The organism is Acinetobacter sp. YH12138, assembly GCF_015218525.1.
Classification (GTDB): domain Bacteria; phylum Pseudomonadota; class Gammaproteobacteria; order Pseudomonadales; family Moraxellaceae; genus Acinetobacter; species Acinetobacter amyesii.
The window spans coordinates 1,616,331-1,635,337 of the sequence record NZ_CP048670.1 but is presented as its reverse complement, the minus strand read 5'-3'; the positions used below and the strand labels follow the sequence as shown (position 1 = coordinate 1,635,337).

16 protein-coding genes are annotated in these 19,007 nt (G+C 43.7%); 2 read left to right on the top strand and 14 right to left on the bottom strand.

Going from position 1 to position 19,007, the window contains the following annotated elements; genetic code table 11:
- Positions 1-2 precede the first annotated feature (2 nt).
- The 13 genes from G0029_RS07945 to G0029_RS07885 all read right to left on the bottom strand — a co-directional run bounded on the left by G0029_RS07945 (position 3) and on the right by G0029_RS07885 (position 15,938).
- Positions 3-641 (bottom strand): ATP-binding cassette domain-containing protein, encoded by a 639-nt coding sequence (locus tag G0029_RS07945; protein WP_180102096.1) that lies wholly within the window; start codon positions 639-641, stop codon positions 3-5.
- A complete protein-coding gene (gene modB / locus G0029_RS07940) occupies positions 628-1,326 on the bottom strand; it encodes a molybdate ABC transporter permease subunit (protein ID WP_180107024.1) in 699 nt (232 codons plus the stop codon). The genes G0029_RS07945 and modB overlap by 14 nt, the downstream gene beginning before the upstream one ends.
- A 3-nt stretch (positions 1,327-1,329) precedes the next feature.
- A complete protein-coding gene (gene modA, locus G0029_RS07935) occupies positions 1,330-2,091 on the bottom strand; it encodes a molybdate ABC transporter substrate-binding protein (protein WP_180107026.1) in 762 nt (253 codons plus the stop codon).
- A gap of 9 nt (positions 2,092-2,100) precedes the next feature.
- Complete coding sequence (locus G0029_RS07930; protein WP_180107028.1) at positions 2,101-3,351, bottom strand: molybdopterin molybdotransferase MoeA; 1,251 nt, start codon at positions 3,349-3,351, stop codon at positions 2,101-2,103.
- Positions 3,348-4,271 carry a bifunctional molybdenum cofactor biosynthesis protein MoaC/MoaB gene (moaCB, locus tag G0029_RS07925; RefSeq protein ID WP_180107030.1) on the bottom strand — a complete coding sequence of 308 codons (924 nt, stop codon included), beginning with the start codon at positions 4,269-4,271 and terminating at the stop codon, positions 3,348-3,350. The genes G0029_RS07930 and moaCB overlap by 4 nt, the downstream gene beginning before the upstream one ends.
- A 51-nt stretch (positions 4,272-4,322) precedes the next feature.
- Positions 4,323-4,889: a molybdenum cofactor biosynthesis protein MoaE gene (locus tag G0029_RS07920; protein ID WP_180107032.1), complete on the bottom strand. Its 567-nt coding sequence runs from the start codon at positions 4,887-4,889 to the stop codon at positions 4,323-4,325.
- Positions 4,890-4,891: 2 nt separating this feature from the next.
- Positions 4,892-5,143: a MoaD/ThiS family protein gene (locus tag G0029_RS07915; RefSeq protein ID WP_180107034.1), complete on the bottom strand. Its 252-nt coding sequence runs from the start codon at positions 5,141-5,143 to the stop codon at positions 4,892-4,894.
- A gap of 2 nt (positions 5,144-5,145) precedes the next feature.
- The gene (gene moaA / locus G0029_RS07910; RefSeq protein ID WP_180107036.1) at positions 5,146-6,183 is read right to left on the bottom strand and encodes a GTP 3',8-cyclase MoaA; all 1,038 of its coding nucleotides are present in this window, start codon (positions 6,181-6,183) and stop codon (positions 5,146-5,148) included.
- Between the two features lie 356 nt (positions 6,184-6,539).
- Positions 6,540-7,163, bottom strand: a complete 624-nt coding sequence (locus G0029_RS07905; protein WP_373423882.1) for a molybdenum cofactor guanylyltransferase — start codon at positions 7,161-7,163, stop codon at positions 6,540-6,542.
- The gene (locus tag G0029_RS07900) at positions 7,163-9,955 is read right to left on the bottom strand and encodes a nitrate reductase (protein WP_180107038.1); all 2,793 of its coding nucleotides are present in this window, start codon (positions 9,953-9,955) and stop codon (positions 7,163-7,165) included. The genes G0029_RS07905 and G0029_RS07900 overlap by 1 nt, the downstream gene beginning before the upstream one ends.
- Positions 9,956-10,246: 291 nt before the next feature.
- Positions 10,247-11,857, bottom strand: coding sequence for a nitrite reductase small subunit NirD (nirD, locus tag G0029_RS07895; RefSeq protein ID WP_180109885.1), 1,611 nt, complete (start codon positions 11,855-11,857; stop codon positions 10,247-10,249).
- A 113-nt stretch (positions 11,858-11,970) separates the two neighbouring features.
- Complete coding sequence (gene nirB / locus G0029_RS07890; RefSeq protein WP_194087881.1) at positions 11,971-14,517, bottom strand: nitrite reductase large subunit NirB; 2,547 nt, start codon at positions 14,515-14,517, stop codon at positions 11,971-11,973.
- A 71-nt stretch (positions 14,518-14,588) separates the two neighbouring features.
- Entirely contained in the window at positions 14,589-15,938 is a 1,350-nt protein-coding gene (locus G0029_RS07885; RefSeq protein WP_180109884.1) for an MFS transporter, read from the bottom strand.
- Positions 15,939-16,383: 445 nt separating this feature from the next.
- On the opposite strand from G0029_RS07885, the gene G0029_RS07880 reads away from it, so the two are divergent.
- Both G0029_RS07880 and G0029_RS07875 read left to right on the top strand, forming a co-directional pair.
- A complete protein-coding gene (locus G0029_RS07880) occupies positions 16,384-16,971 on the top strand; it encodes an ANTAR domain-containing response regulator (RefSeq protein WP_078193761.1) in 588 nt (195 codons plus the stop codon).
- 3 nt (positions 16,972-16,974) lie between these two features.
- Positions 16,975-17,970, top strand: coding sequence for an ABC transporter substrate-binding protein (locus G0029_RS07875; RefSeq protein WP_180107044.1), 996 nt, complete (start codon positions 16,975-16,977; stop codon positions 17,968-17,970).
- 77 nt (positions 17,971-18,047) lie between these two features.
- Here G0029_RS07875 and catM read toward each other — a convergent pair whose 3' ends face one another.
- Positions 18,048-18,971 (bottom strand): cis,cis-muconate-binding transcription regulator CatM, encoded by a 924-nt coding sequence (gene catM, locus G0029_RS07870; RefSeq protein WP_180023667.1) that lies wholly within the window; start codon positions 18,969-18,971, stop codon positions 18,048-18,050.
- Between the last annotated feature and the right edge of the window lie 36 nt (positions 18,972-19,007).

Below are 19,007 nucleotides of genomic sequence, written 5' to 3'. Positions count from 1 at the left end.
ATTTAAAAACTTATTTGACCATTTTCTAGATACAAAATATGGGCTTTTAAATAATCTAACTCATCGCCATGATGCGTAACATATATCATCGGCAGCGCCAACTGTTCTTTCACCGTGTTTAAAAATGGCAATATTTGATCTTTCAGCCTGCGGTCCAGTCCTGTCAGCGGTTCATCTAACAGCAGTAAGTCAGGCTGTGACAGCAATGCGCGTCCTATGGAAACGCGCTGCGCCTCACCGCCAGAAAGTTCATGCGCCCGCCGTTTGAGCAGTGGCTGTAACTCAAGCAGATTAGTCACTTGCTCAAATTTAAATTTCGCATTTTCCTGAGCGCCTAAGTTCTCCGCATATTGCAGATTTTGCTGCACATTCATATGCGGAAAAAGCCATGCTTTTTGAAAAATCAGCGCAATACTGCGTTGATGCATCGGCACGTTAATCTTCTGCGCCGTATCGAACACATCACGCTGATTCAGCGATATATAACCTTGCTGCGGCTGCAGCAAACCAACCAAATTTTTCAGCAGCGTAGACTTGCCGCTGCCTGATGGCCCCATAATGCCAAGCAGCTGTTCTTGCATCTGCAGCCGAGCCTGCAATTGAAAATCTGCATATTGAAACTGAAAATCACACTGAAGCATGGCCGGCTCCGAGTTTTCGCTGATAGCGCTGTAAAATATAATAATTGGCAATCAATGCACCAAAAGCCGCCAGCAATGAAAGGATCACTAAACGCATTGCAGATTCTTCGCCATTGGGCTGCTGTATCAGCGAATAAATAGCGATAGGAATGGTTCGGGTTTCATCTGGAATATTGCCCACAAAGGTAATGGTTGCGCCAAACTCACCTAGACTTCGGCTAAATCCTAAAATACTGCCAATTAAAATCCCCGGTAAAGCCAGCGGCAGGCTGATTGAGGCAAATACCCGTAATGGATGTGCGCCTAGTGAGCCTGCAACCTGCTCCAGCTGCTGATTGATCATTTGAAAAGACAAACGGATCGGCTGCACAATCAGCGGCAATGACACAATCATGGATGCTAAAACGGCGCCTTTCCAATTAAAAGCCAGTTGAATGCGCCATTCATTGAGCAGCTTGCCGATCCAGCCATTTGAACCAAACAGCACCAATAGTAGATAACCCAAAACCACCGGCGGCAGCACCATCGGCATTTGTAATAGCGCTTCGACTAAAAATTTCAAATGAAACTCATAGCGCGCCAGCACCCAAGCCAGCCCAATAGCAAATGGCAAGCAAAATACAGTGGCGCAAACGGCAACCTTAGCCGACAGAAACAAGGCGCTCCACTCTTCTGGGCTGAGCATGCTTTAGCCTTTCACACCAAAGCCATAATGCTTAAAAAGCATTTTGCTTTGCGCATGGTCTTTAAGATAACGGTAAAACTTCACGGCCTCAGGTTTAGCTGCGCCTTGATGTGTTAAAGCCAATGGATAAATGATCGGTTGATGAGTATGATTTGGAAAAATCCCGGCTATTTTAACTTTAGAACTGATCAGCGCATCGGTACGGTAAACAATCCCCGCTTGGCACTCACCGCGTTCAACAAAAGCCAAAGCCGATCGTACATCATCTGTCCCGACAATCCTTCCATTCAAACTTGATAGCCAGCCCAACTTGGTTAGGCTTTGTTTGGCATATTTTCCAGCAGGTATAGATTCCATTTGCCCTGTACATAAGTGACCTTTGAATGCCTTGGCAAAATTAAACTGCGGCACGGCTTTAAATTGCATATTCACCGCTTTAGGCGTAATCAGCACCAAATCATTGCTTAGCATGTTGAATACTTGCTTTGCAGGTATTTTCTGTTTTTGCACCAAATAATTCATCCAGTCCACATCTGCTGAAAAATACAAATCACTTGGCGCACCCGCTTCAATCTGTTTGGCTAAAGCAGATGACGCGCCAAATACCGGTACAATTTTGATGTCTGGATTCTGTGCCTGATATTGCTTTGCAATATCGCTGATAGCATTGCTTAAACTGGCTGCAGCATAAATTTTGAATGTTTCCGCCTGAGATGCGCCAGCAATGAAGCTCAGTCCTACTGCTAAAATAAATTTGAATCGCATAGCAAACTCCTAATGCTGAATAAATACGCCTTGAAGAATTTGTCCTGCTTGCACAGACTGCCCTGCAGGAATCCGAACAATGCAATTGGCTTGCATTAAATTGCTCAACATATGCGACTGCTGTTTAGACAGGCTGGTTAGTTGAAGCTTGCCTTGCTTATCAAAGTGCGCCGACATTCTTAAAAACCGCTCACGTGCATCTGCTTTTAGGTCATGTGTCATGACTGCGCTGAACCAGTCCAGCGCAGGTGTTTGACCTTGTAGGGCTTTCAATAATCTATCTGTATAAATTTGCATGCCGACATAGACTGCAGCGGGGTTGCCCGGCAGTCCGAGTAAATAACAGGAACTGCTGTCAGGACGTCGATATTGTGCAAACAGCATCGGTTTGCCGGGTTTTTGTTTCACTTTCCAGAAAATTTGCTGAAAACCGATGTCCAAGGCTGCCGGCCGAACAAAATCATAATCACCGACAGATACGCCGCCAGTCGTTAAAATTAAATCAAAGCTATCTTTTAAACGGTTGAATAAATCTAAAACCGCCTGTTTTTCATCTGCAATATGAATCACTTCAACTTGGACGTGCTGCGACTGAAACCATACTAAAATCAGCGGCGCATTGGCATCAAATATTTTACCAGCACGGTAATCTTCTATATTTTGCGCAACTTCATCACCTGTAATTACGACCGCAATTTTCGGATAGGCAAAAACTTCGCAGTGTGAAATACCAGCCATACTGAGCGCTGCAATTGATCCAACCGTCAGCTTTTGACCACGCGCTGCTAAACATTGTCCAAATGAAATTTCCTCACCTGCATCTCGAATATCTGCATGCGGGCTTAAGGCTGCAGTCAGTTCAATCTGCTGTCTATCCGCCTTTACAATTTCTTGCCGCGCTACAGTTGCCGTGCCTTCAGGTATCGGCGCGCCGGTAAATATGCGGACAGCTTGCCCTGCTTTTAAGCTTATTTGAGCCGTTTGCCCTGCGCGGATTTCTCCAATCAGCTTAAATTGCGCGCCGAGTTTAATTTCACCCGCTGCGCAAATGGCATAGCCATCCACTGCGCTTTGCGCAAATAAAGGCAGCTGAATTGGTGAATGCACATCTGCCGCCAAATAACGGCCTAAAGCGTGCTGAAGCGCCAAAGTTTCATGCGCTAAACTTTGCGTATGTGTCTGAATCAGCGTAAGCGCTTCGTCCACTGAAATCAGTCCAGCCTCGGCCCCGCAGCCTGCGTGCAATACGGCTTGGTTCATTGGTAGCCTCCTGCATGCGGAATATTCTTCTGCACATCAAATAGATGCACCAAGGCAGGTAAAATGGCAATCAATGATTCTTTTGCGCCTTGTCTGCTGCCCGGCAGTGTAATGACTAAACTGTCATCAATATAGCCGGCAACACCGCGGCTGAGGGCCGCATAAGGGGTGCGTTTCTGCCCAAAACTGCGGGATGCTTCCATCAGCCCTGGAATTTCCCGTTTTAACAGCGGCTGAATGGTTTCAACGGTTAAATCTTTCTGGCCTAGACCTGTACCGCCCACGGTCAAAATCAGCGGATATTGCGTCTTATGCTGTTCAATAAGAGCCAAAAGCTGTTCAGGACTGTCCTGTATCACTTGATAGCTGATGTTGCTGAAGTTTGCTTCTTCTAAAATTTCGAGGACATTTTGCCCCGCAGTATCTGGTTTTTTACCGGCAGCAACTGTATCTGAAAGCACAATAATCGAAGCCGATAAGCTTTCTTTTAATACACGGGTAAAATGTGATTTACCGCCTTTTTTCTTTTGCAGTTTCACTTGATCTAGGCATAAATCTTCAGGCTCACAGTGCGGTTTCAGCATGTCATACAGCGTTAAACCTGCAAGACTGACCGCAGTTAAAGCTTCCATTTCTACCCCTGTAGGCCCAATGGTTTCTACAGTGGCAATAATTTCGACCTGTGCTTCACCCAACTCATATTCCACATCTGCACGGTAGATCGGCAGCGGATGACAGAGCGGAATGAGTTCATCTGTACGTTTAGCGCCCAAAATACCTGCAATACGTGCGGTTTTCAGCGCGTCGCCTTTTTCTGTATTGCCATTACGCAGCAGTTCAATGCAATGTGGCGGTGCATGCAGAATTCCAGTTGCAATGGCTGTACGGTAACTTTCCGCTTTCATGCCCACATTTTTCATTGCTTTGTCCTTATCTTATTCATTTGCATCTGCAGTATTAAATTTGGAGTTTTATAGGTGCCATTGGTAAATATTGGCGTTCAAATGCATGGTCTGATGGCTGTTTTGATGTGCATGTTCACATGACTCGCCATGAATATGAGCATGCTGCGCTGCATGACTTGTCGCCTTGGGCACATGATCTTTACGAATACAGCAGCCCTCTACATATTGGCTGCTGCCGTCCATATAAAACTCTTCTTTCCAGACCGGAACTTCATGCTTAACCCGCTCAACCGCTTCTTCGCAGGCAGCAAAAGCCTCACGTCGGTGCGGCGCATAGGCCATGGCGATAATGGCGGTATCACCGACCTGCAGCGCGCCAATACGGTGTACAACCCGTACATATGACACGCCGTATTTGGCTTGAATTTCCTGTTCAATTTTCCGGATCATTTTTTCAGCCACAGGCGCATAAGCGGTATATTTCAAAGCTTTTACCGCTTTGCCTTCATGGTGATTACGCACCGCGCCTATAAATACACCTATACCGCCGCATTCAGGAAATGCCTTAATGCTGTCAAAATCGGCTTGGCTGAATACCGTGTCTTGTATGCGTGAAATATGCTTGAGCTCCATATTCAGCCTCCCGCCACAGGTGACAACAGCACAACGGTGCTGTCCTGCATCAATGCGGTTTGCCTTGGCACAATGTCTTCTCCCATAGCGCAGGCGCAGCGTTCAAGCATGCTGAACGACTCCGGAAATTGATCTGTAACTTGCTGCAAAACCTCTGCAATCGACTGCTGTGCGAAGCAAGTCAGACTCAAATTCTCTGGCAGCAGGCGTTCAATAGCGCCAAAAGATTCTATTTTGATGGTGATCTGACTCATCTTTAACCTCCAATCATATGCATGCTGATTTTTCTAGATGGGCTGGATTGGGTAGTAATGGCATGAAAGCCTTGTTCCTTCTGCCAAATGTAACCGCCTAATTTTTGCTGCAAAGCCATTGCATCGAGCGGCATTAACTCTGTTGTTTTACTGCTTTTCAGCTGCTGAATTTCATGGCTGAGATTTAAACCTTTTCGGGCAAACAGGCAGTTAAAAAACTCGCCTTGCGCATTCAGTCTCAAACGGTCGCAGCTGCCGCAAAAAGAATTGCTGATGGTTGAAATAATGCCTATAGGCAAGCCGTTGATTAAGTATGATCTGGCTGGTGACGCACCTTGACCGTGCAGTGTTTGCACTTCAAAAACAGTCTTTAGTTTATCCAGTATGTCTTGTTCGGTAACGACCGCAGCTTTAGACCAGTTTTGATCACCATCCAGCGGCATAAACTCGATAAACCGTAGTTCGAAACCTTGTTGCAGCGCCCATTTTGTTAATGGAATGATTTGCTGTTCATTTAGACCTTTCATTAACACAGCATTGATTTTTATTTCAAAGCCCGCTTGCTGAGCAGCTTCAATCCCGTCTAATACAGGCTGTAATTGTTTTTGTGTCAGCTGGAAAAATTGCGCTTCATCCAAACTGTCTAAACTGATATTTATGCCATCTAGGCCGGCTTGTTTTAAGGCCTGTGCATATTGCTTCAGATAATGTCCATTGGTGGTCATGGAAATACGTTTAAGACCTAGCTTTCTCAGCTGTTGCAGCTGTTCAATAAAATGTACAACGCCTTGACGCATAAGAGGTTCACCGCCGGTGATCCGGATTTGATCAATCCCGCGCAGCACCATAAATTCACAAAAATTGTAAAGTGATTCAAAACTAAGAAGATTATGTTTTTTCATCCATTCAGGATGTTCAGGCATACAATAGACACATTTAAAATTACAGCGGTCTGTCACTGAAATGCGCAATTTGCGTTTTTCACGGCCAAACTGATCCTTAAAAATGGTCGCTGGCTGTAATTGTGTCATGCTGTTCATGTTTATCTTCCATGGTGCTGTCATTTGCCCTGTCTTAGCTCAGTACAAATTTTGCGCCCTCTTTTCTTGCAGTAAAAATTGCAATAAGTGTTCCAACTTTGCGCTTTTTTGAATATTTATTTCAGAGGATTTGGTTTGTTTTTTTGACACACAAAATCAATAACTTATAAATAACTAATAGCAATTAAAAATATAAATTGCCGTTAAGCCCATTATCTAAGGTATAAAAGCAGTCTGTTTTATCTCTAGATATCATGCTCAAAAGCTTCATATTGGCTGTAGATTTTCTCTCTGGGTTCAAAAACAGCACATTAGGCTCATTATTTGAAATGAAAGCTCCGCAAAAGGTACAGCTTTTAGAGAAAATTCAGCTGACGGTGCTGCTGCAGCTCATCTAAAGAGTTAATACTGTGAAAAAAGAGTGCATTATTTTGAAAACGTGCAACTTGCATGTGCATTTTACTGAAACACCCCTTCAAACTGCGCTGTTTTTGATCAAGATGCACCTGCAGCATTGTGAGACTGCTTCGTTTCAGCAAACAAAATGGATACAGCGCTTTGCCATTAATTTCCACTACAGCTACTTCACACAAGGGATCCCGCTGCATGGCCTGATGCAATCTCGAAAGCACTTTCTTCGGGATATAGGTCACATCGCACGGGACAAACAAAACATAATCAGACTCAACATGTGACCACGCGCTTTTCATCCCCATCAATGGCCCTAAAAATCCGGCTTCATCATCTTGATAAAAGCGGATCGAGGGAATGAGCCGTTTATAAATCGAATGATCGCGATGGCTGTTGATCCAGACATTTTCAGCCCGTGATTTCAACTGCTGATGAATCTTAATCAGCTGAATTTCATTATCAAATTTTTGCAGCACTTTATTCATGCCGTTCATTCTGCGGGCCTGACCGCCCGCCAAAATAACCAAGTCTGTTTCTGGATAGCCTACTGATTTGGTGATTTTCTTCATCATTCTGCGTACTCCGTCCGACAGGCTTTAATTAAGCCTCGAATTTCTGATAAGCACGAACCGCAATTGCCGCCAGCCTTTAAACATGCAGTAACTTGTTTTTCATGGCTAATATTCTTTTCTTTAATGGTTTCGATAATGGTATTTTTACCGACTTTAAAGCAGCTGCACACCAGCGGACCTGCACTGTTGGTCATGTTCATCGGCTGACCTGCAAGCAGCGCTTTGCGGTGCATTGCGCTTAGTCGTTCACGCTTAAACATGCCAGCAATCCAATCACGGTCTGGCAGCATAGAGCGTTGCGCAATATATAGACTGGCAATTAAATGCCCATCTTGCAGCACCACGGTATGACTCAAATCGGCAGTTTGATCTTCCAAATTCAGCCATTCAAAGCTTTCATCGGTAAATGGCAGTAATGTTTTCAGCTGCTGAACTGTGTTTCTAAATTTTTTACGATCTGCCAACTCAAAACGTGTCGCTTTCGCTGTTTTAATTTTGGTCCACCACACCGTGTTTTGAATGGTGTTTTGCACCATTTGCTCAAAGCCGTCACGTACATACAGTACACCTTGCCACTGTGTATAAAACGGCTGTACAAATACAGGTGTATGTTTAAATTCAGGCTCACCAGATAGTGCATCGACCACAGGATTCACCACTTTGCCAATACGCGCATCCGATGCAACTTGGTCATTCCAATGAATTGGCGCAAAAATTTGACCGCGTCGAATTTTACTGCTGACCTGTGCACGTAAAATACATAAGCCCCAGTTAGATTTCACCTCAACCAGTTCACCATCTTTAACACCAAACTTCAGTGCATCTTGCGGGTGTATTTCACAAAATGGTTCGACGATATGTGTACTCAAGTTTGCAGATAAACCCGTACGGCTCATGGTGTGCCATTGATCACGGATACGGCCAGTATTTAAAACCAGCGGATATTCGCCGCAAATCTTGTTCAAAGGGTCAATAGCGGTTGTTGCTACAAACTTAGCTTTGGCATCGGCATGGCTGAATTGGCCTGCTGCAAACAAACGGCTGACTGCATCAGCGCTCTGATCTAACTGCCAAACTGGCCATTGCACGGGCTTTAATTCAGCATAATCTTGTGCAGATAACTTACTTAAACCCTGCAAGTTAAAGTAGCGAAAAGACTCAGTGGTATCACGTTGATCTAAAGGCGCATTTTGATAAGCAGATAATTTTGCATGTTCAATAAATATGTCATAGCTGCTGCTGTAGTCAAAACCGCTATAACCCATCTTTTTCGCAACTTGTGCAATAGACCACCAGTCTGCTCTGGCTTCACCCGGCGCATCTAAAAAAGCAGTTTGACGTGAAATACGGCGTTCAGAATTGGTAACGGTTCCGTCTTTTTCACCCCAGCTCAATGCAGGTAAAAGCACATCTGCATATATTGCTGTGTCTGTGTCTTTGCAAATATCCGACACCACTACAAACTCGCATTGCTCTAAGGCACGTTTGACTTGATCTGCATCTGGCAAGCTAACTACAGGATTAGTAGCCATAATCCAGATGACTTTTATTTTGCCGCTTTCAACCGCCTGAAACAGATCAACCGCTTTTAATCCCGCTTTATTGGCAATAAATGGACTTTGCCAAAACTCTTGTACTAATGCCTGATGCGCTGTGTTATCGACATCTAAGTGCGCAGCCAGCATATTGGCTAAGCCGCCAACCTCGCGGCCACCCATTGCATTGGGCTGACCTGTCATAGAAAAAGGCGCTGCACCTAATTTTCCGATTTTGCCAGTCAGCAAATGGCAGTTAATAATACTGTTGGCTTTGTCTACACCGCGCGAAGACTGATTAACCCCCATCGAAAATAGCGACATAACTTTGTCAGTTTGCGCAAATTTTTCAAAAAATAGCTGTAATTTTTCTAAAGAAATACCTGTACGCTCAGCAACTGCTGTCATAGAAGCTTCTGTTTTACTTTGCTCCAGCGCTTGCGCCAAACCTTGAGTATGTTTGGTGATAAAATCTACATCACTATGATTATTTTGTACTAAATACTGCAGCAAACCGTTGAACAGTGCGACATCTTGCCCCGGTAAAATTGGCAAATGCAAATCTGCAGCCTCACAGGTACTGGTAAAGCGCGGATCAATGACCACCACGAACAAATCACGTTCTTCTTTGGCTTTCATAATGCGCTGATACAGCACGGGATGGCACCATGCTGTATTGGATCCGACCAGCACCACCATATCTGTATGCTCAAAGTCTTCATAGCTTGCTGGTACAAGGTCTTCACCAAATGCACGCTTATGTGCCGCCACAGCCGATGACATGCAAAGCCGTGAATTGGTGTCAATATTTGCAGTACCTAAATAGCCTTTGACAAATTTGTTAACGGCATAGTAATCCTCCGTCAGCAGTTGGCCCGACACATAAAAAGCGATGCTTTCACGTCCGTAAAGATCTATACATTGCTGAAATTTTTTGGCAATCAGTGCTGTTGCTGTGTTCCAATCTGTAGCCTGACGAGTATGAAATGGTGATGTTTGACGCCCAAGCATCGGCTGTAAAACACGTGTTTCTAATCCAATCGTATCGGCTAAGTTACTGCCTTTAATGCACAGCTTGCCATAGTTTGATGGATGGTTCGCATCGCCAGTCACGCTCACTTTTTGCCCTAAAGCTGTCTGTTCAACTGTTGCGCTCACGCCGCAGCCGACACCGCAATATGGACAAGTGGTTTGCGTTGTTTTAATTTTATTTTCTGTGGAGCTATGCAGTTCCACTATCGGGATGCTATTCACTTCTGCTGGCTCCTTTTCCAAACTTTTTTAAACACTTAACACGCTCAAATCGGTGTCTTTTCATTTACGTTTATATTTAAAGGTCAACATTCGGTTCGACCTACTTTTCTTTAGAGAAAAGTAGGCAAAACCATTGTCATCCGCTGAACTCGTCCACTACCGGCTTCTAACAGATGTATTGCAAATACATGACTATTCATCTGCAATCCTGCCTTAAACAACAGCGGATGACGTTATCGCGTATCCAATGAAGATTTAAATCTTGTATCTTTTTTTATCAGGGCGATTCCGTTACCCTGCTTTCTTTAATGCAAAATCCTTACCAAACAGCAATTTGTTTCGGATACTTGAAATTGGAGTTTGATCTGAAATCAATTCTGCATACCATGCCCCGTCTTCAGTATCGCCAAACAGCACAGCACCAATCACTCTATCTTTTTGAATAATAATGCGTTTATAGATTTGGCGTTTTTCATCATTCAAAATAATGTCTTCAAAATCATCCAACGGTTCAAAGTTGCCTGCAGAAAAAACATCACAGCCGCTGACTTTTAACTGCGTCGGAACCGTAGGCGCTTTGAAGGTTAAGCTGCCATGTTCGGCCAAATGCGATGCACAAATGAATGCCTGTCCCCAAAGCGGTTCAACTAAACCGAAAGTTTGGCTTCGGTGTTCAATACATTCACCCACCGCATAAATACTCGGATCAAAAGTTTGCATGGTGTCATTCACCATGACACCGCGGCCGCAGCGCAGTCCTGCACTTTGCGCAAGCTCAATATTCGGACGAATACCCACCGCAAAAACCACAAGATCTGCATCTAAAACAGTACCGTCTTGCAAACGAAGCTGCTTCACATGGCCATCTTCACCCATCAACTCTTGGGTATTTGCTGCGGTCATGATTTTTATATCTTTTTGTTCAATCGCATGATTGAGCATTAAGCTGGCTTTTTCATCTAACTGACGGTCCATAATACGATCCATCAAATGCAGTACTGTGACATTCATGCCACGCTGTTTCAGGCCATACGCAGCCTCTAGGCCAAGTAAACCGCCGCCAATCACCACTGCATTTTGCTTAGATTTACAGTAATCCAGCATGCGGTTTACATCATAAATATCACGGAAGCTGAGAACACCTTTTAAGTCAGTTCCCGGTATAGGCGGAATAAATGGCTTAGAACCTGTCGCTAAAATCAGACGGTCATAATCGATGACCAAGCCTTTTTCTGTGTATACCTGCTTGCGCGGACGGTCTATGCGTACCGCCGCATCACCTGCTACAAAACGGATATTTTTGTCTTTATACCAAGCATGTGAATGCAGCATGATATCTTCAATTGTTTTATCACCTGAAAGCACAGGTGAAAGCATAATTCGGTTGTAATTACCCCAAGGTTCTTCGCCTATGACTGTAATTTCATAACGCTCTGGCGCCATATCCAGCAGATCTTCTAAGCAACGCATACCCGCCAAGCCATTGCCGACCAAAACAAGTTTCATCAACTCAGACGATGGCGCGTTATTGGTAATATAGGTTTTTTGAGCAGTTGGACTAATCAGCACACGGCCATTTTCAATTTTGCTTGGAAAAACCAAGAGTTTTTGGTCTTTATCTTCTAAGCAGCGTCCAGTAGCAAGGCTGAAATGCTGTTTATAAATGGGTGATGCCACAACACGTTCACCCTGCAAGTCACCAATAATACCGCGGGACATAACATAGGCTTGGCTAAATGGGTCTTGATTGCTCAGTGCATAAACCCGCTTTTCTTCACCGACACGGAATATCGCAATTTGCTGATTTTCAATCAGTGCGCCCACACCTGTATTTGGCGTAATATCTTCTAATGCACAAACATCAAACCAGTCTAAATCATTCATTTCTTTTAAAATTGTCATATTCTTCATCCTTTTTTAAACTTCTTTTAGTTCACCATCTTTCGTTTCCGCTTTAACGAGAAACCGAATAAGGATGTAAATCAAATAAAAGAAGTTTTAAATTCGTTATTCTCTTAAGCTTCAACCACTGGAATGCGTGACGAATCGCGTTCAGCTTCTGTTTTGGGTCTGATTTGACCGCGAACGGATGCAAACTGAATATGCGGATCATTTTGCTGTTCTGCTTTTGCGTTCACGAAAGTCACAAAGCGTTTACGTACTTCAGGATCTTCTACAGCAGTACGCCATTCATCTTGATATGTACCCACAACATGGCTCATACGGCGTTCAAGTTCACCCGCTACGCCAAGCGAATCATTCACAACGACATCTTTCAGGTAATCTAAACTGCCTTCCATGTTGTCGCGCCATACAGAAGTACGCTGCAAACGGTCTGCTGTTTGAATGTAGAACATAAAGAAACGGTCAATGTATTTGATCAATGTTTGCGTATCTAAGTCTGATGCCAAAAGCTCTGCGTGACGTGGCTTCATACCGCCATTGCCGCATACATAAAGGTTCCAGCCCTTTTCTGTCGCAATCACGCCCACATCTTTACTTTGCGCCTCAGCACATTCACGGGTACAGCCCGACACAGCCATTTTCAGTTTGTGCGGTGAGCGAAGGCCTTTGTAGCGGTTCTCTAAATAAATCGCCAAGCCGACTGAATCGTCCACGCCATAACGGCACCAAGTACTGCCGACACAAGATTTCACCGTACGCAGTGATTTGCCGTAGGCATGGCCAGACTCAAAACCAGCAGCAATCAATTTTTCCCAGATTTCAGGCAGTTGATGCACTTGTGCACCAAACATATCAACACGCTGACCGCCTGTAAGTTTGGTATATAGACCATATTCTTTGGCAATTTGACCTACGGCAATTAAACCATCCGGAGTCACTTCACCGCCTGCCATTCGCGGCACGACAGAATAAGAGCCATCTTTTTGTATGTTGCCGAGGTAGTAGTCATTACTGTCTTGCAAGCCCGCATGGCTTGGTTTAAGTACAAAGTCATTCCAGCATGACGCTAGGATATTGGCTGCCGTCGGTTTACAGATATCACAGCCTAAACCATGGCCATGCTGTTGAATCAGGTCATCAAAGGTTTTGATTTCGTTCACACGTACCAAGTGATAGAGCTCTTGGCGTGAATAAGCAAAGTGTTCACATAAATGGTTATTTACAGTTACACCTTGACGCTGAAGCTCCGATTTAAGTACTTGAGTGACTAATGGCGCACAGCCGCCGCAAGCTGTTGCAGCTTTAGTACATTTTTTCAATGCGCCTAAAGAAGTCGATCCGTCAGCAATGGCTGAACAAATATCTGCTTTAGAGACGTTGTTACATGAACAAATCGTTGCGCTGTCTGGCAGCAGATCGACACCGCTTCCGCCCGATTTACCTGCAGATTGTGCATAGCCAGGCATGATTAGGCTTTCTGGGCTTTCTGGAACTTCTAAGCCATTCAGCATCATTTGCAGCAGGTCATTGTATTCTTTAGCACAGCCCACCAATACTGCACCTAGCAGCTTAGTTTTCTCTGCATTCACGACAATTTTTTTATAAACCTGAGCTGCTTCATCTGCATAGAAATAACTTAAAGAATTTGGTGTCATTGCATGCGCATCGCCTACAGATGCAACATCAACTCCCATCAGTTTCAGCTTGGTGCTCATATCTGCACCAGCGAAAAGCGTGCAGTTTTGTTCCATCACATGCTTTGCTGCAATACGTGCCATGTCATAGCCCGGCGCAACTAGGCCATAAATTTTATTTTGCCAAAGCGCACATTCACCAATGGCATAAATGTCAGGGTTTGAAGTTTGGCAATAGTCATTAATCGCAATTCCGCCACGCTCACCAATGGCTAAACCGCTTTGGCGCGCTAATTCATCGCGTGGGCGGATACCTGCAGAGAATAAGATGATGTCGGTTTCCAGTTCAGAACCATCACCAAACTTCATTACATGCTTCGCATTTGCACCGTCTTCAATGCAAGATGTTGCTTTTTGCGTATGGACTTTAACACCTAGATTTTCAATTTTCGAGCGTAAAACTTTACCGCCTAGATCATCAATCTGAACTGCCATTAAGCGTGGTGCAAATTCAACAACATGGGTTTCTAAGTTTAAATCACGCAGCGCTTTTGCTGCTTCTAAACCCAATAAACCGCCGCCGATCACCACACCTGTTTTAGCATTGAAGCTTGCGGCACGGATGGCATCCAAGTCTTCAATGGTACGGTACACAAAGCAGTTTTCACGCTCATTGCCTGGAATTGGCGGCACAAATGCATATGAACCTGTTGCGAGCACCAGCTTGTCAAAAGAAAGAATATCACCGTGATTGGTTGTGACCGTTTTATTACGCTGATCAATTTCAACCGCTTTGGTGCTTAGCCGTAAATCTATGCCATATGCATCAGCAAAGTCGCGGCGGCACAGGGTTAAGTCTTTCGCTGACTTGCCGCTGAAGTATTCAGTTAAGTGCACACGGTCGTAAGCTAGACGCGGCTCTTCAGCTAAAATGGTTAATTCAACATCATCACCTGCGTGTTCCAGTACAGATTCGATAAACTTGTGGCCAACCATGCCATGTCCAATCATGATGATTTTCATATTCTTACTCCGCAATATTTTTTTTGTTTGCCCCTAAAGCGCTATGTTTTGTTTAGAGGCAACTTTCAGTATTAGTTTTGAGCTTCAGCTAGATTTCTTTCATTCACAGCTTGTTCAAACAAACGCTGTTCTTTTTCTTTATGCTCTACAGAGAAGCGGATCATCAGTACACAGCTGGCTGCAATCATCACCAAACCGCCAAGCACCATTAGCGTGGTTTGTATATCCAGCATGCCTTTAAGCAAAAAACCTGCAGCCACTGCACCTACGTTACCGCCTGCGCCGATAATGCCTGCCACGCCGCCTAAAGCATCACGGTCAATGAATGGCACCAAGGCATAGGTTGCGCCGCACGCCATATGGGTGAAGAGCGCAAAGACTGTCATGGCAAGAATGGCGAAGATTGGCGTGCTCATTTGCGAGAACAGTATTAAAAACAGTCCTTCTAGCAGAATCATCGCAAACAGAACTTTGGTACGGCCATCCAAGCCTTTGGTAGTCGCGACTTTGTCTGAAACAATGCCGCCGAGCGCGCGGGCAAACAGTGCCAATAGACCGAAGATCCCTGCTGCCATACCCGCTTCTTTTAATCCAAATTGGAAGTTGTCGACGTAATACAGCGCAATAATGTTGTGAATAAAGATTTCTATACCAAAGCAAGCTGCATAAGCGCCAAATAAAATCCATACGCGATAGTTACGTGCAGCGTGCATGAGAATGGCTACACCGCCTTTTTTATCTGAACCGACTGCAACGCCTTGTTCACGCAGTTCTTTAAAGTTGCCTTGCGGGCAGTCTTGGGTAAATTTCCAATACAGCGCGCCTACGATCAACATCATCATACCAGGAACGATTAACGCTATGCGCCAGCCCATCGCTTGCTCTACACCAAACATAACGAGTGCGCCAAGCAATAAAGGCATGAGGGCTTGAGTTGCACCGCCGCCGGCATTACCCCAGCCTGCTGTTGCCGCATTGGCTGTACCCACCACATTAGGCGCAAACATAATGCTAGTGTGGTATTGCGTGATGACAAAGCTTGCGCCGATCGCACCGATCAGAAAGCGGAAGAAAAGAAAAGATTCATAGCTATTTGCAGATGCAACCCCAAAGACTGGGATGCTGCCGACAATTAATAATGCTGTGTAGGTCTTACGCGGGCCATATTTATCACATAAAGGGCCGACAATCAGGCGGACTAAAATCGTGATTGCAACCGCGGCAATATTAATATTGGCAATTTGATCTTTAGTCAGGTGAAATTCGCCTGCAATCACTGGCATCAACGGCGCACAGGCAAACCATGCAAAGAAGCAAACAAAGAATGCGAGCCAACTCATGTGGAAGGCCCGCATTGCTGCTGAAGAAAAATTAAATAGAGTTATTTTTGTGGCTTTTTTGGCATTTAAATTTGAAGACATAACCTTCTCCTGACTGAACTGAACGCATGAATTACTCGGTTATGTCGCTAACACATAACAGAGTCGATCAGAACGGACGTCGTTGGCCGTCTAACAAATTTTTAGAGTCTTCATTGACTCAACAAGTATTAAGCACGAGCCATGCCAAGTTTTTATTTTCGACTTCAATTCATCTTTACATTGCGGCTTTGAACGCCGACTTGTCAGAAATTAAGCGAATTAAGGTAAATAGATAGTCAATGTGTCTATAGAGATGCAGCTAAATGTTCAAGCGTGGTTCAGCCCTGCACAAGATCAGTGCATGGAAATGGTTCAATTTAAAAATGCGCACATAACTATGCTCAAACATAGAAGCAGATTTATATTTTGTATTGCCTTTAGATTTGGCATTTAATTTGCTTAGCAAGCTCAATACGTATCTGTTTGGCTCTGTCTGAGTGTTTGCATGCCAAAACTAAAAATAGCCCTGATTGATGATGATCAAGAACGCGCTGAATTTATTCAAGCCTCATTAATTCAGCATGACTTTGATGTGGTCGCCAGTTTTATAATTGATCATTTAAATATGTCATATCTGCAAAATATTCAGGCAGATGTGATTTTATTGGATATGGATCACCCGCATCGCGATGTCATTGAAAGCTGTGTCAGTCAATTTGACTTACCGACTGTTCTGTTCACTAAAAATTCGAGTCGAGAAATTATCCGAAGCGCGATTGATGCAGGTGTCACGGCTTATATTGTCGATGGTATTGACCCTGCACGTTTGAATAGCATTTTAGAAATTTCAATTGAACAATATAAAAAGCATAAAAAACTGCTGAATGATTTGGCTGAAACCAAGTGCAAATTGGCCGATCGAAAAGATATTGAAAAAGCCAAAGTGCTTTTAATACAAATGCATGGATTAACCGAAGATCAAGCATTTAATTTGCTGAGAAAAAATGCCATGAGTCACCGTATGACAATGGGTGAAATGGCGCGTCGGCTGCTTGATGCGCAAGCGTTGTTACAGTCTCAATTTAAGGAATAAACCATGCAAAAGCTTGAAAAAACAGATATTCAATTGGGGTATATTCCTTTACTCGACTGTGTTGCTTTGCTCTGGGCAGAACATCAAGGATATTTTGCTGAACAAGGGTTAAATGTCACACTGACTCAAGAACCGTCTTGGGCAAGTTTACGCGACCGTCTAGCTTTTGGTTTTTTAGATGCTGCCCATTGCTTATCGGCCATGCTGCCTGCGTCTGTGACGGGTAAAGACCATCTCGGCATTCCCTTACAAACCTCTCTTACACTCAGTACTAATTGTGCTTATATTAGTTTGAGTCAAAAGCTGTGCTATGAATTAAATATCCATGCTTTGGATCTTCCAAAAAATTCAGCAGAGAAAATCGTATCTGCGGTAAAACAGAATCAAACGATTCAGTTGGCGCATGTTTTTCAGCATTCGATTCATCATTATATTCTAAGAGAATGGCTGGCACTTGCAGACACAGAAATTGCTCAAACGCAAACGTTTTCAACTTTACCACCGCCTTATATGGTCGAAGCAATATCAACGCAACGAATTGATGGATTTTGTGTCGGAGAGCCGTGGAATACACAAGCTGAAATACAAGGCTATAGTCGTATTATCGTCAATAGCCAAGATATTATTGATCATATTCCAGATAAAGTTTTGGCTTTTACCCATGATTGGGCAGAAAAACATCCCAATACCTTAAACGCAATCAATCTTGCCATCCAAAAAGCCCAAAACGATCTGCTTCAACAAACGCATTTTTCTGAAATATTTTCTTTGTTAAAGCAATATCACATCATCCGTTTTGATTGTTCTGAGCAGATTCACGTCGAGGCTTTTCATCGGATCAAAAGAATCATTCAAAATTTTGGCAAGAGCCAAGCGCCACAAACGTCAGATTTTGAATGGATGATTCAAAAAATGCAGCAATATGATCAATTGAATATTGAAGATGAAAAGGTTTTTGAAATAGCTCAGTCTTGTATTTATCAGGATGCTTTGGGCTGAAGTGATTGATATTCCATAAGACCCTATCATCTGAATAGTGGATCTTGTGTTACATCGACCATGAAACCTTGACTTAGTTATGCATCTGCATCGATGGCGCGCAGATCGATATTTTCTTCAACAAAGACTTCACGAATGCAATCCAGTATCTTTGGAATGTAATTACTATGATCCATATTGCGCACCGACAAAGAGATTGGACTATAGGCTTCCAAATCTAAGATTGGGATGTACATCAAATTTTTCATGCCGATATCACTAGCACTTTCAGGAATCAGGGAAATGCCCTCTCCCGACGCTACTAAGCCCAAAGCCATATGGATTTCACGCACTTCGGTTAAATGTTTAGGTACAAGTCCTAACTCGGTAAAAATGGATTGGATGAGGGTGGAAAAATTCGGTTTAGGTGTCGTAGGGTAGGCAAAAATTGGTTCATCTAAAATTTGAGAAAGATAAATGCCTTTGTCTTTAAATTCAGCCAAATGATGGTTTTTATGAATAGCTAAACGTAGCGCTTCTTTTCTTAATAAAACACGTTTAATGGACGGATCGGTTAATCGAAGTCGTCCAAAACCAATATCGATTCGACCGGTTTTTAAGGCTTCAATCTGATCACGTGTGCCACATTCTATGAGTTCAACATGAATATCTGGGTTACGTTGTCGAAATAAATAAATAATTTGCGGCAATAATGCGTATAAAAGCGAACTGACATAACCAATACGGACAGTTTTATCGACGGCATTAATCCGCTGTGCCATGGTTGTGGCCTGGGCGGTATGCGTCAATATCTGCACAGCATGCTCATAAAAGAACATACCTGCTTCAGTTGTTTTCACGGGTCTAGAACCACGCTCAAACAAGGTAATCCCCAGTTCTTCTTCAAGTTTTTGAATTTGGCGGCTCAAAGGCGGCTGAGCAATACATAATTTTTCTGCTGCCTTGGTAATACTTTGCTCTTCAACCACGGTGACAAAGTAACGTAAGTGCCTTAATTCCATTTATATACCTTTTAAGTATCTAAAAATACCAAAATC

Bases quoted from the DNA above. Each gene is read 5' to 3' on its own strand.
- G0029_RS07945 (WP_180102096.1), bottom strand. From the start codon at position 641: ATGCTTCAGTGTGATTTTCAGTTTCAATATGCAGATTTTCAATTGCAG.
- modB (WP_180107024.1), bottom strand. From the start codon at position 1,326: ATGCTCAGCCCAGAAGAGTGGAGCGCCTTGTTTCTGTCGGCTAAGGTT.
- modA (WP_180107026.1), bottom strand. From the start codon at position 2,091: ATGCGATTCAAATTTATTTTAGCAGTAGGACTGAGCTTCATTGCTGGC.
- G0029_RS07930 (WP_180107028.1), bottom strand. From the start codon at position 3,351: ATGAACCAAGCCGTATTGCACGCAGGCTGCGGGGCCGAGGCTGGACTG.
- moaCB (WP_180107030.1), bottom strand. From the start codon at position 4,271: ATGAAAAATGTGGGCATGAAAGCGGAAAGTTACCGTACAGCCATTGCA.
- G0029_RS07920 (WP_180107032.1), bottom strand. From the start codon at position 4,889: ATGGAGCTCAAGCATATTTCACGCATACAAGACACGGTATTCAGCCAA.
- G0029_RS07915 (WP_180107034.1), bottom strand. From the start codon at position 5,143: ATGAGTCAGATCACCATCAAAATAGAATCTTTTGGCGCTATTGAACGC.
- moaA (WP_180107036.1), bottom strand. From the start codon at position 6,183: ATGAACAGCATGACACAATTACAGCCAGCGACCATTTTTAAGGATCAG.
- G0029_RS07905 (WP_373423882.1), bottom strand. From the start codon at position 7,163: ATGAAGAAAATCACCAAATCAGTAGGCTATCCAGAAACAGACTTGGTT.
- nirD (WP_180109885.1), bottom strand. From the start codon at position 11,857: ATGACAATTTTAAAAGAAATGAATGATTTAGACTGGTTTGATGTTTGT.
- nirB (WP_194087881.1), bottom strand. From the start codon at position 14,517: ATGAAAATCATCATGATTGGACATGGCATGGTTGGCCACAAGTTTATC.
- G0029_RS07885 (WP_180109884.1), bottom strand. From the start codon at position 15,938: ATGTCTTCAAATTTAAATGCCAAAAAAGCCACAAAAATAACTCTATTT.
- G0029_RS07880 (WP_078193761.1), top strand. From the start codon at position 16,384: ATGCCAAAACTAAAAATAGCCCTGATTGATGATGATCAAGAACGCGCT.
- G0029_RS07875 (WP_180107044.1), top strand. From the start codon at position 16,975: ATGCAAAAGCTTGAAAAAACAGATATTCAATTGGGGTATATTCCTTTA.
- catM (WP_180023667.1), bottom strand. From the start codon at position 18,971: ATGGAATTAAGGCACTTACGTTACTTTGTCACCGTGGTTGAAGAGCAA.